Source organism: Eubacterium barkeri, from assembly GCF_900107125.1.
GTDB classification, from domain to species: Bacteria; Bacillota; Clostridia; order Eubacteriales; family Eubacteriaceae; genus Eubacterium_O; species Eubacterium_O barkeri.
On sequence record NZ_FNOU01000015.1, the window covers coordinates 47,476 to 62,903 of the forward strand.

The following is a 15,428-nucleotide window of genomic DNA, read 5'->3' on the forward strand; positions in this document are numbered from 1 at the left end:
ACTTTTGTGCCTTTCATCCATTTTCAATAATACCCAAACGTTCCGCCTTAAGGAGAGCCTGGGTTCTGTTTTTAACCCCCAGCTTATGATAAATCCGGTTGATATGGGTTTTAACGGTGGCCAGGGAAACGGAAAGGAATTCAGCAATTTCTACATTACTTCGTCCAGTGGCAATCTGGCTAAGAACCACCTGCTCTGCATTGGTTAACAGGCCCTTATCCAGCTTACCCTGAACCCCGTAGTATTTGGGGTATTGCTCCTGAAAAGCCCGGGTGGCCTCAGTCACTTTTTTGACAAAGTCTTCCTCCCGGGAGGTCTTGGGCAAGGCCTCCAGCACTGGTAGAATTCCCCCACCTTCATCGGCAAAGACCCTTATAAAATGATAGTTCCTAGCCATAGCCAGGGCCTTCTCCAGGGCTGCCAGGGCATTGGTCATCCGCCCCATCTTATGGAGACAGATGGCCTTTAGTACCAGCGTTTCCATGACATTATAAGTCCGTTGATAGTCCAGGGCATAGGCATGGATCAGCTCGATCAAAGGCAGGGCCCGCTCCACACCCCCACTGCATAAAAGCGCCCGAATTTTAATGAGATAGCCATATCGATCCGTGGTGTGAAAGGCTATGCTTTCGTCGATCCCTTCATCCTCCAGCCATTCAATCGCTCCTGGATTCGGACCTTCCAGCAGGGATTGGCCAATGCGAAAGGCCATTACATTGCGCAAAAGGGCCTCTCCGCCCTCTTCCACCAGCCGATCCCGAAAGCCCAGCATGGTACTCTTTGCCTCTCCCAGCTTACCCCGAGCCACCAGCCCCTGGGCCAGGAGGGCCTTAGCCACAAAAAGGGTATCCAATGTCCCACCGCCCTCACAATCTGCCAGGGCTTTGGCGGCATGGATCAGGCAAGTATCCAAATCATCCTCCTGGTAGCTTTTCTCGCCAAAGCCGATATCCACAATACCCACCGCTTTTTTCCCTAACAGCTGCTGGAGTGGGCGTTTTAAAAATTTTTCCAAAAGCCGCGCATGATGACACCAATTACAAAAATCCCGGCTTCCGGCCATGATTCGGGGTTGGTTTCCCGTTACGGTAAATCCGTTAAAGAGGTTCACCCCGCTACGTATTAAAGCGGCCCCTTCCAGCAGAGGCCGGATGACTTTCCGGTCCCCTAACACACAGGGAATGGCAATCTTTCCGTGAATGACGGCGATACGAATGACCTTAAGTTCCTCAGCGCTCCATCCCCCTTCTGCCTCTAGGGCAAGGAGCCGGTCATACCAATCTTTACACTCTGCCACCCGATAGTTCAGGCTGTGGATCATAGCCATACTATAGCACAACAGAGGGTCTCGTTCTACGCACAGGGCCGGGGTTTTCTCTAAAAAAGGCTCCATCTCGTAATAGACATCAGAATCGGGTGGTCGGGACAGCACAGTTTTAAGGACCCGGATCCCCTCTTCATATAATCCGTAGGTATAGAATGCCTCCAGAGCAGACACATACTCAGCCTTCGCCTCAAAGTAGTGCCCCAGGCGACGGTTTGCCTCAATATAGATTTGTTGTTGGTCACAGCGTTCCCGGCGATCCATAAAAAAGTAATACATAAAGGGCGTGAAATGATACTTCCCAGGCTCAAACTCTGTCAGAAAGCTTCCAATTTGCAGGATGTCCTGGAGGATGGGCCGGGGATTGTCCACGTCCATCAGAACAGCTGCCATTTCTTCATCAAAGGTTTCATACATCCCAAGGAGCATCAGATTCCGGCGCAAATCCCCTCCCAGGGGCAAATAGATTTCCTCGGCAATCAAATCGTACAAATAACGCCGGGACTGGACATAACGACATCCCCTGATGGGAGTGCCGCCATTTTCCTTGATTTCTAAAATAATAGCATTGAGGGCCATGGGCCATCCACCGGAAATCGCCCGAATTTCTGCGGCCTCTTCATCGGTTGCCTGGATATTGTCCTGGGCCAGATAGGTCTTGACTGCCGCCTTATCCATTGAAAGCTCCGATTCCCCCATGACTTTCAGTTCCCGTCTGATCATCATCGGACGCAGTACTGAAGGGACCATGGTCCGGCTCATAATGATGAAGCGATAGGCCTTTGGTGATGCCTTGATATCTGCCATGAGTTCTGTCAGACGCTCAGTATTTCGGATATTCTGAAAGCTATCCAATATGATAAAGTGACAATTGTCCGAAGGCTCAAGGGATAGCCACTCCTTAAGCTTACCCCATGTGGTTCTTTGGGTACAGTCAATCCAGTGGTGGGGATGTTTTTCCTCCTCCAGCCATTGTTTGACAATTTCCGTTTTTCCCCAGCCCATTTTCGCAAAGAGATATACCACCTTTTGGGTGGATTCGGATAATATATGAAGGGGCTGCTTCCAATAAATATTTTCCATTTGGTCTGCCATTTTTTCCCCCGTTTCTTCTGATTTACCTTTATTATCCAATGGAGGGCCTTCGTTTTCAAGGGAAATGGTGTGAAAGACATGCTTGGGGTGTGAAATACAAAAAAACCTGACGAAAGCCAGGCTTTAAGGGTAAATCAGGTGCTCCGGACGGCCCGGGCGAGGATGAATGGGATTCACCGCAATTTATCGGGACGCACCAACCACAGCAGGAGGACGAGGGCACTAATCAGCAAAAGGGCGTGGGCCCAAAAGGAAGGGATTGCTTGAAGACCGGTATCCACGGCGGAGGAACCTCCCGGAGCCGGGGAAGGGCTGGGAGGGGGCGCTGGAACCTCAATCACCTGGCCCTGGACCTGGGTAGTGCCTTCAGAGCGGCCTTCTGCTTCAACTCGGACGGCGCACAGACCCATACAGAAGAGCAGGATCACCATCACCACCCCAAGCATTGGTTTTTTAGTTGATATCATCCACAGTGACGACAGTGCTATAAAAATTGATGGTACCTGAGAAGTTTCCGGCCCACTTGGTCAGGTCTTCCATAAAGAGCTGGTTTTGATCCAGGCGCAGGGTACCGTTAACGGTGTTTCCTGTTGCCTTAAAGGTTGCGATGAGGTTCCCGTTGGGATAGTCGGTTCCGGTTTGGATGTCATTCTTCGCGTTATCCAGCACGCTGTATTTTAGGCTTTTGCCCGTGTTGACGGTGTCCTTCCCGTGGATTCTAAAATCCGTGACCCCATCCCCGGTGCCATCCTTCATCAGCACCGCGACCTGGCCCTGTGTCAGATTGGTGATTTCTGTAGCGGATACGGTAAAGGTAACATCCTTATGATGGGTCGTTTGATTATCCCCCGGCTGCTGGATGGTTCCAAAATCCACCTTATCCGGAATGGCGATGATGTAGCTGACGCCTCCGGGGTTTTGATTGGACACCACCCCGGTGACTTCGGTTGAGCCACTGGGTGTCAAATTCGTCAAATCCTGGGCCAGGGCCGGGGTGGCGCACAGGGCGCAGAGCAAGCCCACCATGACCATAATTTTTAGCTTCATCGTATTAACCTCTTTTCTTTTTTATCCTCTGTTATTCACTGACGATTAACGTCAAGGCGGAATCCGCCCCATTGAGGGGACTTCGCTGATCGTCCATGGTGTAGCCCTGGTAATGGACCAATGCGGTGTATTCACCGGGTGCCAGGGATTGGCTGATGGGCACGGTTTCATAGCCGGTTCCCGGCGCCATCAGCCCGGTTTCATACAGCTCGGTGCCATCCTCCAACTTTAGTGTGGCCTGGAGGTAGCAGGCGTTGCCCTCGGGATTCCCGATGCGCAAAGCCAGCTCACCATCACCACGGTTCATGGTGGCCGTGGTATAGCCGGGAATCTGAATGCTGCCGGACACCGCGGTGGGTGCGGCGACCTGATCGTCCCAGGCCGAAGCATTGGGGTCGACATAGCTGCCCCCTGCGTTTTTTGCCGGGGCGAACCACAGCCGCCAGGCCAGCACCCCGGCGATTAAAATCGCCAGGAGACTTAAGCCGATGATGATGGTTTTCTTCTTATTCGTTATTCGATTTGTCTCGTTTCCCACGTCGTTTCCTTTCCAAATGGATGCCGTATCCCCCCAGGATGAGAGCGGTCCCCAAGACCAGAGTGATGACCCATGAGGTTGAGGACTGCTGTCCCGTAATGCCCGTAGCCGCATTGGGAGCGGCTCCACCAGCTGAAGGGGATGCCACAGAGAGGGGTGTTAATCCAAAGGTCCCCAACTCTTCTACAGTGACGGCAACCCGGCCGTCCTCAATGGCGGCCCCATATTTAGCAAAGCGTCCATCCCGCAGATGCTCGACCTGCATGCGAACATGCTGTCCCAGCCAATCCACCGGGAAGGTCACGGTGAGCTTCCCTTCGAAGGAGGCCCGGGTCCCATCCGCATATAAAAGCTCCATGGCGTAGGCCTTCCGGCCCACCGTATCCCGGTCAGCATCTGCAAGGGCCTGATAGCTGGCATCCCCCTCAGCGACCCGACGGATTTGCAGAGTGGCATCGGGATGGATGCTGCCGGTGACCTGGATACCCGTCAGGGGATCCACAAGGGTTGTGGACACCAGCACGGATTTCATGATCCGCGGATAGCCGCCGTTTTCAGATGCCTTCGATGTCCATTGCCTCTGATCCTGGCCTTGGATGTCGGCATTTAACATATCGCAAAAGGTCTGGCTGCGCATGGCTTCTGCCGCCATGGCGATGTGTTCATCATCGATCCCTTGGGTGGCCACACCGTCAGTGCTCCCCACCGCCTGGGCCATGGTATTGACATAGTAGAATTTACCCAGGGTGCCGGCATTGCTTCCGGCGATGGCCCCTATGGCGCCGTCGCCCAGGACATCCTGATTGCTGTAGCCATTTTGAGCGAGGTTTCTATTGCTGCCGACGATCCCCCCGGCGATACTGCTGCCAGTGACCGCACCGGTATTATACACATTCCGGATGATGCCCGTATTCTCTGCAGTGATGCCCCCGGCCGTCTCGCCATGGACCACGGCATTGCTCCGGCAATCCAGGATGGCGCCTTGGTTGATGCCCACCAGTCCCCCGGCGCGCTCTCCCTTGACATCGGAGTTCAGCTCTGATACAGGGACGGCCACACCATTTTCAAAATAGGTGCCGCCGGTGGTGATGTTCACCCCGCTGCCGCAGCCGGTGATAGTGCCTTTGTTAACGGCTGCCAATCCACCGGTAATGCCCCCGGTGCCATTCCAATCCAGATTGACGACGGAGAGGTTTTTTACTAACCCTTCGCTACCGATGGTATCGAAGAGACCTTGATTTTCGCCGGCTTGTCCAGATATTTCCAGGCTCAGGATATAGTAATCCCGACCATCAAAGCTTCCGGTAAAGGGATACGCTTCACTGCCTATGGGCAGGGTCCAGGCCTTACCGTCGCCGTTGATATTCCCGGTGAGGTAATAATCAGCATTGGCATAATGGATGGGATCAACATTTATGGCCTGGGCCACGGCTACCAGCTCTTCATAATTCGAAATGGGGTATGCCCCGTTGATATCCGGATCCACCGGAGGATCCGCCGGCGTGACGGACTCCCATTTGGCATAGAAGGTGATATCCCCCGTAGTGCCTGGGGTGATGCCCGTGGTGGGCTGGGTGCGGGCCGCGTCGCTGTACCAGCCCGCGAAGCTGGCCTCCGCCTTGGTAGGGGCATCCAAGGTGATGCGGTCTGCAACCGTGTAGGTGCTGGGGTTCGTTTCGGCGTTGGTACCGCCCTCCAGCTCATAGGTGATGGGGTAGTCGATGTTCTGCCACCCCGCGTACAGGGTGAGGTCCCCGGTTTCTGCAGCTGTGTCGATTGTCGTAACCTTCTGGGTGAGGTCCGCATCCCGATACCACCCGGTGAAGGTGGCCCCCAGCTTCCCGGCATCTGCCAGGGTGATGACACCGCTGTCCAGGGTGAACACCGCGGGATTACTGGCTGCGTTGGTCCCCCCGTTTAATTCATAAGTGATGCTGTGGGGGGTATTCACATCCAGCACTTCCAGAGAAATCGGGCTGGACCAGGTGGTTTTCGTTTCCCCATCGGTGAGGTTGGTCGACACCAGGGTGTAATGGCCGGTTTGCAACCCATCGGGAATCGGGACCGTATAATTCCCCTGGGCATCCGTGGTTGCCGTGTAGACTTCAGTCTGAACCTTCGTGGCATCATTCACCAGATGAACCCGGACCGTCGCTTGTCCCAGATTGACGCTTTCAAGTACTAGGATTTCCCGGTCCTCCGCCATTTCGCCATTTTGTATGGCCGCCGGAATTCCCGTCAGACTGCCGGTGAGGTTAAGCGTCCGCTGCGAAAGGGCCGTGACCGACTGCCCATCCGTGCTTTCATCCAGCACGGCGGCCTGGTCTGCGGGAACTGCCAGGGTCAGGGCTGCCGCCTGTCCCTCTCCGATATGAAGGGTGGCTGCCCGGCTCGTCCGGCTGGCGTATTGATTGCCGCTGGCCGCCGTTTCAGTAACCACGCAGCGGTAGACCGAGCCATCCAGTTCATCCGCATTGGCCGTATTGATGATACCCTCTGCTGCGTAATGCGCGGCGTTAAAGGTGGCCGCAGTCTGCCCCTGGATATCGTCCCAGGACACGCTGTAATTCGTGAGGGTCAGCTTCTGCCACTGATAGCTTAAGGTGTCTCCTTCATTCTGGGCATGGGCTGTAATGCTGAATTCTGCCGAGTCGCCAATGTTTTTATACAAATCCACGGGTGGGGTGTCGATGATGGGGGCGAAGGCGGTGTCGGCTGCCTTGGTCTTGCCCTGGGCGTAGGGCCCCAGGACGCTCTTATCCCCGGTGGCATCCGGACCGCCATAGGCCTCCAGTCTGAAATAATACTGGGTGTCACTGAGCAATCCACCCACCACACAGCCAACCGAATCCCCCTTGACGATGAGGTCACTGCCCCCGCGTTTGACAGGCTGATAGCTGGCATTATCTTTGGAGTAGTAGACCTTATAGGATCCAGGCCGCCGTCCATTATCCGCCGGCGGTGTCCATGCCAGCACGGCGGAATCGGTGGTGGTGGCCAGCACATGAAGGTCGGTGGGCAGGGCCTTGGGTGACCCATCCGTGCCATCCACCAGGTAGCCCAATACCTGGGCCTTGCCATAGATGGTTTCCCCTTCTTCTGTATCTAAAGTTTCCCCATTCCCCAGCACGGTGTTCCATTCGGCCAGGGTGGTGCTGAAGGCATAGGCGGAGGTGGGGTTGCCGTCGGGGCCGGTTCCTGTCTGCGCCGAGGCGGGTAAGGAGGGGAGAGTCCCACTGAAGCTGGCTGATCTGGAGGTGGTCGTGGTCCAGGTCTGGGACCAACCCCCGGAAATGGCCTGGCTCAGCTTGGTTTCCTCACCGATATTGACAATAACCAGGTTCAGCCCCGCCTTGATGGTCTCCGTGAGGGCCGCTTTAATATTCACCGTATAGCCATTGGAGGTACTTTCGGTATAGGTATCGCTCATACCAAGAGTCGTGCTGCCCGTGCCGTTCATGCCGATGCCGGCGGTACTCTGGGCCACGGTAACATCGGAATTAGCGGTTGATGCCGTAATGCCACTGGTGTCTGACGCGTAGGTAGTCGGATCTCCGGTCTTGATCCCAGGATAGATGCTGCCGCGGATGTCCACCTCATCAATCTTCTCATCTTCCTTTGCCGTCTGGTTGTATTCCCGGATGGTGCGGTTATAGGACTCCACCGGTACCGAGGCCTCCACGGGATTCATTTGAACGGACACCGCCATTTCTCCGAACTGACCGGGGATGGTATCTCCCATGGCGGGTGCCCCATCCGTACTCCCCTCATGGATTTTAGCGTAGGCATCCACATCGGCCTGGGTGGCCGGATGCTCCGGTACCCATACCTTATAATTATAAATCGCCACGGGTGTTACTGTGAGGCCCAGCATATCTGAGCCGCCATACCCCGTAAAGCTCAGGGTATCGCTGTGGGTCTGACCACTTTGGAAGGCACGGGTATAAGCCGCCGAAGCATCCACACTGAAACCCATACTGGCCCCGGTGCCAAGGAACTCGGCGCCACCACCCAGGGAGTAGCTTAAGCCCAGGCCGATATTCCCAGCATCGTTGCGGCTATCCCCGTTACTCACCGTCAGACCGTAGGTGGTACTCCCCCGGGCCGAAGCGATATTGCCGTAATCCAGTTCACTCCAATAGGGGGTGGACAGCATGATACTCTGAACCGAAGGACTGGACCAGCCCACATTTTTCCCCTGGTACTGGGTGTATACCGTATCTTTGTCCACGTTAATGGCGCAGAGGGTCAGCAGGGTCCCGTTATCGTCCTCATCTTGGCTGTCCACGTACAAGGCATTGGTGACATCATCGACGATGCCGCCATCTCCATTGTAAATCCAGGCGATATCCATATCCACCCAGTCGGCATTGCCAAAGGTATTTCGGCTGTCTGTACCGGAGACGAAAACGGTCTGCTCTGTCGTCCGGCTGTCCTCCACGAAGCCGGCGGTAACGGCCTGACCGATAAAGGGCTGAAAGGCTCGGATATACTCCACACCATTGGCGTTCTTGATGTCCTGAACTTCCGGTGCAAACTGGAAGTCCGCATCAGCATTGCAGGCCAGGGTACCGTTCTTGATGATGGCATTGGCGGTTTCGCCGGCGCCACCGGCAAAGGTGTAATAGACGCCCTCGCAGAAGAGCGTATCCTCCTTCTGTTCGGGATTATAGCGGCCGCCGGTGATGGTGACCGGGGCATTCATTTCGTTCTCACTATAAACCAGCTCGTTGGCGTGGAGGTTCTTGGGAGTGCTCCAGGCCAGCTCGTAACCGCTGCCGTTGTACAGCACCACGTTGACCAGGTTTTCGGTGGTGCTGATATTGCCCCTGGTATCTTTGTTTTTATAACTATAATTCTTATTCCCGGCCACCACCAGCTCGTCCACACTGTCACCATTTAAGTCGGCATTGGCCGTGGCGGGGAATTTAAAACGGTATTCGTTATTGTTCACCACCAGGTCGTTATTGAAGCACTGGCTCGCCTTCCCGTTTTGAAAGCTGTAAATGGCCAGGGCGCTGCTGTCACAGTATTGATTCGTATTGGAGTAGGGCAGGGAGAGGCTGATGGCTAAATCATCCCGACCTGCCATGCGGGTGGTGGTCAGCTGGGCCATTGGACGCAGGAGGTCATCACTGACCTTAAAGCGCTTGCCAATGTCCCCCAGGGACACCGTATACTTTTCCTCCTGAAGCTTATAGCCCTTACCATCAGACACAGGCTGGTAAAAACGGATGATCCCGCCGCCGTTTTCCGGACAGTGGACGGCTACCTCGTTGAAGTCATCACCGTCAAAATCCCCCACAGCCATGGCGGTGAGGCCATCGGCCTGGCGGACCTCAATCTCGCCAACCCAGTGGCCATCGTCCAGCTTTTTGGTGATCCGGGTGCCAGCAGTGTAGTCATGATCCTCACCCATGGTCCAGGTCATGATGCCCTGGTAGCTGTCATCTTCATAAAAAGCGCCCCCCTCTTTACAGTACAGGGTGTTTTCGATGATGATATCCTTGGTATCCGGGGTGGTTTCAGAAAGCTTTCCAGGGCGCAGGGCGATGGTGTTTTTACACTGGGTGTACATGTCATCATCGTCATTGGCATCAATATACCCCTGGATCTTACCGATGATGGTCTTTGCCATGTTGTTCAGGTTCAGGGCATCCGGGCTGGCCGTTTTTGCATTTTCCATAATCTGAAAGCTGCCCACATAGTCCTTCCCGTTATCATCCCGATTCATCTGGCCCACTAAAAGCTCGGACAGGATATTGGCGGTGTATCCGGATAATGGATTACTGGTATCCTCTTCCGAAAAAGCAGCCGGATCTTTGAGTGTTTGGAAACCCAGGGCTGCGTATTGGTCATCCGTCATGTAATTCTGCTTTTCCACGCTCTGGGCATGGACCGTCAATCCACCGGCTCCCAACAGCAAAAAAAGCAACAGCACAGCGACCAGGATTGGTCCTGACCATTGTCCTTTGGTTTTATGTCCATTATATCGATGCGTCATATCTGCATATACCCTCCCATCATTTTTTTTAATTATATCCAAAGCTTTCCTATATGTCGTCAACCTTTGGGTTGATTTTCCAATAAAAAAAGCCCCATTCGTTGAACGGGGATGTGGGCTAAAACCATTTTTTACGTTTGAAGATAATGAAGCTGGCCACGCAAACGGCGACGCTTAGGACGATGACGTAGAGATAGCCGTGGGCCCAACCAAATTCCGGGATGTTAAAATTCATGCCGTACCAACCCACGATAAGGGATAATGGCAGAAAAACAGCGGTGATCACCGTGAAAATTTTCATGGTCTGGTTTTGATCGATATCGATTTTTGCCTGGTAAGCTTCCCGGACCTGGGTGACAAACTCCCTAAGATCCACCACGAATTGCAGCAAATAGCGCAGGTATTGCCCAAGGGCATGGAAGTGCCGCCGGACACCCTCGGGAATAACCCCGATTTGGTCCTCGGCCAGGCGATCGATAATCAGGCCCAGCTGGTCGTAGTAGCGCTTTCGCGTAAGGAGCGCCTTCCGAAAATCCGCAATCCGGGAAAGCTCCGAGTGGGCCGCCCCTTTATTGGTCAGAAGCTGGAGCTCCAGGTTATTGATTTTTTCCTCCATCATCTCCAGGTGATCCACGTCCTCTTCAGTGAGCTCGGTAAAAAACATGGCCAACACCCAAAAGGCGTCATGGTCACCACCAAGGGGCTCTAATCCCCCCAGGATGGCCCGGCTCCGTTTATCCGCTCCGTAGTAACGCAGGGTATTCCCATCACAATAGATGCTCTGGCGTTCCGTCATCCCGGACATTTTACTGCCCCTGGGGTTAAAGGCCAGAAAATAGCCTTTATTCCCCACCGGAAGGCAAAAATGCCGCCGTTTCCGCTGATGGGTATAAACCGTCTCACCCAAAAGGGCTTCCAGAGTCTCATCCCCTTGGGACGGCAAGTACTCAATTACAGACATGGCAATCCTTCCCGATCGGCCACTAAACGCAGCACCCGACAGGGATTGCCCGCAGCCACCACTCCCTCGGGAATATCCGAAACCACCACGGACCCGGCGCCAATGACACTGCCAGCCCCAATGGTGATGCCCCCCAGCACAGTACAGCCGGCGCCAATCCACACGCTTTCCCCAATGGTAATGGGTCTGGCGTAGGCCAGTCCGGCATTGCGCGCTGCGGCTGATACAGGATAGGTGGTACAAGCCAGACAACACCCTGGACCAATAAAGGCATCGACGCCAATGGTGATGGGGGCAGAATCCAGCATCACACAATTAAAATGGATGATTGCCCGCCCTAAAATATGGATATTAAAGCCAAAATCGCATCGGAAATCCGGCTCGATGAGGGCCCGGGGTCCGGCAGTTCCTAAAAGGGATTTTAAAATGGCCTGACGCTTTTCCCCTTCGTCCGGGCCGGTCTGGTTATACTCCTGGATAAGTGCCTTCGCACCCCATTGAAGCTTTCGTATTTCCGGATCCAGTGCATTATAAAGTCGTCCTGCCTGCATTTTTTCCTGTTCCGTCATTGCGATCCTCCGTCTTCTTAGTGCTGCTTTCGCCCCGATGCTGCGGGAATTCCCATCCCCTCCCGATATTTAGCCACCGTCCTTCTGGCGATGACAATACCCCGCTCTGCCAAAGCATCTGTCAGCTTCTGATCACTCAGGGGCTTAATGGGATTTTCCCCATCAATGAGTTCCCGAAGCATGGCACAAATGCCATCCGAGGATACTGCAGTATTTCCCGCGGCGTATCCCCGTTTGAAAAAATCTTTGAGGGCAAAAATTCCCTTGGGGGTCTGGATATATTTTCCCCGGACCGCCCGGCTGACGGTGGACTCGTGGACATCCGCCTGCTCCGCCACCTCTGCCAATGTCAGGGGCAATAGGTGCTCACAGCGGCTTAAGAAATAATCCTCCTGGACTTCCCCAATGACGGTGATGATCCGTCGGATGGTCTCCCGGCGCTTATCGATATTTTTCACCAGGGCCAGGGCCTTGTCCAAATTGCTTTTGATATATTCCCGGGTTCCGGCATCGCAGGAATCCCGGTTGGTCAGCAGTCTTCGATAGACCCGATTAATGGTTAGCCGCGGTGCGCTGATATCGTTAATATGGACCAGCAGCTTACCGTCCACCCACTCGATACTACCGTCAGGCACCACATACTCCAGGGCTTCCTGGGCATCGAAGAGACAGCCCGGCCTGGGATTCAATTCTTTGAGCTGCATCTTAAAAGCCGCAATGGCATCCTCATCTAACCCCGTGGCTGCCGCCACTTTTTTAAAATGATTGTTGGCGATGTCCAAAAGATAGCCACCTAAAAGCATTTGACGGGTGGGGGTGAGGAGCCCCAACTCTCTTAGCTGAATGGCCAGGCATTCCCCAATATTTCGGGCACCCACCCCTGGAGGGTCAAAGGTTTGGATGGTCTTGATGGCATCCTCCACCTGATGGATGGTCACCCCCAGGATCTGGGCTGCCGCTTCCTGATCCACAAAGAGATAGCCATCCCCATCAATACAATCGATGAGGTGCAGACAGATCTCATTCCGTTTGGCGTCTGCACTGGTCCCGCTGGTTTTGAGCTGGAATTTGAGGTGAGCGTACAAATCCATTCCACCATAACGAATCCGCTCGAAGTCAAAGCCGGATTCGTCAGCATCGGCTAAGCCTCCCCCCTTGGCATAGCTGGGCTCATAACCATCCTGAAAATAGTCCTCCCACTCAATCTGATCGGCACTTTCCGCTCGTTCTTCCGTCTGAGCTTCATTTTGTTCAATGTTCTCAGTGGCGGCGTCATCCTGCTCCAAAAGAGGGTTGCTCAGCAGGGCCTGGTCGATGTGCTGCTTCAGCTCCATGCAGGTCATCTGTAGGATTTCGATGGATTCCCGCATTTGCTGAGTCAGTACCAGCTTCTGGCTTTGCTCAATGGACAGGCTACCCTGATGTTCTAGTTTATTCATAAATTGTCTCCCCCGTTTCAACGGATGCCTTTAGTATATCAAATTTTCGGTCTTTTAAAAAGTGTAAATACGAGTGGTCATAATCTACGGACATTTTTCGTCTTTTTGTATTTATTTCACGGACTATTGTTTGAAGAATTTCACATAACCCCCTCAAAGTGTTTACATTCCAGGACAAAGGCGGTATAATATCATCATGCCTTAAGGCAAATTTCAGTATGTAAATTGAAGGGGGATTCTGAAGATGAAGAAAATCTCATTATTCTTAGTTGTGGCTTTACTTGCCGCAACCGTGTTCGCTGGATGCGGAGGCGGTGGCCAATCGACCTCAGGTACCGGCAATACCGTTGAGGGTGATACCATTAAAATTGGTGTTTTCCAACCGACCACTGGTGAAAACGGCGGCGGCGGGATGCAGGAAGTCCTGGGTGTCCGTTATGCCAACACCGTCAAGCCCACCATCGACATTGGGGGCAAGACCTATAAAATTGAATTAGTCGAAGTGGATAACCAATCGGACAAGGCTGCTGCCGTCACCGCTGCCCAGTCCTTAATCAGCCAGGGTGTCGTGGCTGTATCCGGTTCCTACGGCTCTGCGGTTTCCATCGCTGCCGGTGAAACTTTTAAAAATGCAAAGGTTCCTGCCGTAGCTTGCTCCGCAACCAACCCACAGGTAACCTTAGGTAATGATTATTATTTCCGGATTGCCTTCCTGGATCCCTTCCAGGGTACTGTTATGGCCAACTACGCCATCGATTCCGGCTATAAGAAAGCCGCTGTTATCTCCCAAAATGGGGATGACTACTCCACCGGTTTAGCCGGCTACTTCAAGCAGGCCTTCCAGGATCTTGGCGGTGAAATTGTGGCTGATGAAACCTATCAGACTAACGAATCGGATTTCAATGCTATCCTGACCAAAATTAAAGCCGCTAATCCCGAATGTATCTTTACCCCATCTTCCATTAATACAGCGACCCTTATTCTGCCACAGATTAAGGCCAACGGCATCACCGCTAAAGTAATGGCTGGGGATACCTGGGAAAATGCAGCCATCATCTCCAAGGATAGTGTCGGCATTGCCCTGTCTACCTTCTTTGATGAAAATGATACCAGCAACCCTGTGGCAACAGATTTCGTGACTGGCTTTAAAGCTTACTTAAATTCTGATCCTAAGAATATTGCCTCAAACGCCAACACCGACACCGTTGCGGCGGTTTCTGCTCTAAGCTACGATTCCTACATGGCAATCTACGAAGCACTGAGTAAGGTCGATGCCACCAACGGTATTACCTCTGAAGCGATTCAAGCTGCCCTGAAGAATGTCGATACCCAGGGTGTCACCGGTAAGATTGTCTTTGATGAAAACGGCGATGCTGTTAAAGATACCGCTTTTATCAAAACCGTCACCGATAATTCCCTGGCATCCAAGACCTTTGAATTCGTCAAAACTCAAACTGTCAAGGATAATAAAAAATAGGGATTTAAACGCAGCGTACAACCCGTGGGGGGCGACTTAACGCCACCCCACTTTTTTTACTTCGGTTAGGAGGATTACAGCTTGTGACTACCGCGTCGTTCTTGTCTTATTGTCTGGCCGGGATTTCCATTGGGGGGATTTATGCCCTCATCGCCATTGGGTATACCATGGTCTATGGGATTCTGCGCCTGATCAACTTCGCCCATGGAGATATCTTCATGATGGCGGCTTATTTTATGATTTTCGCTATGGTGGATTTCGCCCTGCCCTGGTACGTCTCCATGGTCATTATGATTGTGGCCACTGTGATTTTAGGGGTGGTCATTGAGAAGGTGGCCTACAAACCCCTTCGGGAGGCTCCCCGGATGTCCATTATGATTTCCGCTATTGGGGTTTCCTATCTCTTGCAAAATGTGGCAACCTACTTCTTTTCAGCCCTGCCTAAGCAATACCCGGATATCCCCATTTTGAACCAAACCATTACCCTGGGGGAGGTTTCCACCTCCATCGCAACCTTCATCACCCCAATCATCACCTTGATTTTTGTTATTCTTCTGATGCTCCTTATTAAATATACCAAGATTGGGATGGCCATGCGGGCAGTTTCTAAAGATTTTGAAACCGCTAAACTCATGGGGGTCCAAATTAATACAGTCATTACCATGACCTTCGTCATCGGATGCTTTTTGGCGGCTGTGGGTTCCATGCTTTACTTTACCCCGAGACCGTCCGTTTTCCCCATGGCAGGCTCTCTGCCTGGGCTTAAATGCTTTATCGCCGCAGTGTTTGGCGGGATCGGCAGTATTCCTGGAGCCGTCGTGGGGGGCTTCGTCATTGGTCTATGCGAAACCTTCATTAAAGCAGCAGGCTATTCAGAATTCAGCGATGTCTTTACCTTTGCCCTTCTCATTGTGGTGTTGATGTTTAAACCCACAGGGCTCTTTGGTGAGACCATGGAAGAGAAGGTGTAACCC

10 protein-coding genes are annotated in these 15,428 nt (G+C 53.1%); 3 read left to right on the plus strand and 7 right to left on the minus strand.

Translation table 11 applies throughout. The features are described from left to right. Positions 1-13 precede the first annotated feature (13 nt). Complete coding sequence (locus BLU30_RS09475; protein ID WP_143024225.1) at positions 14-2,419, minus strand: LuxR C-terminal-related transcriptional regulator; 2,406 nt, start codon at positions 2,417-2,419, stop codon at positions 14-16. Positions 2,420-2,682: 263 nt separating this feature from the next. Here BLU30_RS09475 and BLU30_RS14100 point away from each other — a divergent pair, with 263 nt between their 5' ends. Then, positions 2,683-2,880 carry a hypothetical protein gene (locus tag BLU30_RS14100; protein WP_143024226.1) on the plus strand — a complete coding sequence of 66 codons (198 nt, stop codon included), beginning with the start codon at positions 2,683-2,685 and terminating at the stop codon, positions 2,878-2,880. Here the strand turns inward: BLU30_RS14100 and BLU30_RS09485 are convergent. The 6 genes from BLU30_RS09485 to rpoN form a co-directional block, all read right to left on the minus strand. After that, positions 2,873-3,466 carry a hypothetical protein gene (locus tag BLU30_RS09485; protein ID WP_090245825.1) on the minus strand — a complete coding sequence of 198 codons (594 nt, stop codon included), beginning with the start codon at positions 3,464-3,466 and terminating at the stop codon, positions 2,873-2,875. The genes BLU30_RS14100 and BLU30_RS09485 overlap by 8 nt on opposite strands. 31 nt (positions 3,467-3,497) lie before the next feature. Then, entirely contained in the window at positions 3,498-4,004 is a 507-nt protein-coding gene (locus BLU30_RS09490) for a hypothetical protein (RefSeq protein WP_090245827.1), read from the minus strand. Next, on the minus strand, positions 3,973-10,008 hold the full coding sequence (locus BLU30_RS09495) for an InlB B-repeat-containing protein (RefSeq protein WP_143024227.1): 6,036 nt from the start codon (positions 10,006-10,008) through the stop codon (positions 3,973-3,975). Before BLU30_RS09495 ends, BLU30_RS09490 begins: the two co-directional genes overlap by 32 nt. A 118-nt stretch (positions 10,009-10,126) precedes the next feature. Beyond that, positions 10,127-10,969 (minus strand): CorA family divalent cation transporter, encoded by an 843-nt coding sequence (locus BLU30_RS09500; protein ID WP_090245831.1) that lies wholly within the window; start codon positions 10,967-10,969, stop codon positions 10,127-10,129. Then, complete coding sequence (locus BLU30_RS09505; RefSeq protein WP_090245833.1) at positions 10,960-11,538, minus strand: sugar O-acetyltransferase; 579 nt, start codon at positions 11,536-11,538, stop codon at positions 10,960-10,962. Before BLU30_RS09505 ends, BLU30_RS09500 begins: the two co-directional genes overlap by 10 nt. Before the next feature lie 17 nt (positions 11,539-11,555). Next, complete coding sequence (rpoN, locus tag BLU30_RS09510) at positions 11,556-12,977, minus strand: RNA polymerase factor sigma-54 (RefSeq protein WP_090245835.1); 1,422 nt, start codon at positions 12,975-12,977, stop codon at positions 11,556-11,558. A gap of 244 nt (positions 12,978-13,221) precedes the next feature. On the opposite strand from rpoN, the gene BLU30_RS09515 reads away from it, so the two are divergent. Further along, positions 13,222-14,454, plus strand: coding sequence for an ABC transporter substrate-binding protein (locus tag BLU30_RS09515; RefSeq protein ID WP_090245837.1), 1,233 nt, complete (start codon positions 13,222-13,224; stop codon positions 14,452-14,454). 83 nt (positions 14,455-14,537) lie between these two features. Further along, positions 14,538-15,425 carry a branched-chain amino acid ABC transporter permease gene (locus tag BLU30_RS09520; protein WP_090245839.1) on the plus strand — a complete coding sequence of 296 codons (888 nt, stop codon included), beginning with the start codon at positions 14,538-14,540 and terminating at the stop codon, positions 15,423-15,425. Positions 15,426-15,428 lie beyond the last annotated feature (3 nt).

Bases quoted from the DNA above. Each gene is read 5' to 3' on its own strand.
- BLU30_RS09475 (WP_143024225.1), bottom strand. From the start codon at position 2,419: ATGGCAGACCAAATGGAAAATATTTATTGGAAGCAGCCCCTTCATATA.
- BLU30_RS09485 (WP_090245825.1), bottom strand. From the start codon at position 3,466: ATGAAGCTAAAAATTATGGTCATGGTGGGCTTGCTCTGCGCCCTGTGC.
- BLU30_RS09495 (WP_143024227.1), bottom strand. From the start codon at position 10,008: ATGACGCATCGATATAATGGACATAAAACCAAAGGACAATGGTCAGGA.
- BLU30_RS09500 (WP_090245831.1), bottom strand. From the start codon at position 10,969: ATGTCTGTAATTGAGTACTTGCCGTCCCAAGGGGATGAGACTCTGGAA.
- BLU30_RS09505 (WP_090245833.1), bottom strand. From the start codon at position 11,538: ATGACGGAACAGGAAAAAATGCAGGCAGGACGACTTTATAATGCACTG.
- rpoN (WP_090245835.1), bottom strand. From the start codon at position 12,977: ATGAATAAACTAGAACATCAGGGTAGCCTGTCCATTGAGCAAAGCCAG.
- BLU30_RS09515 (WP_090245837.1), top strand. From the start codon at position 13,222: ATGAAGAAAATCTCATTATTCTTAGTTGTGGCTTTACTTGCCGCAACC.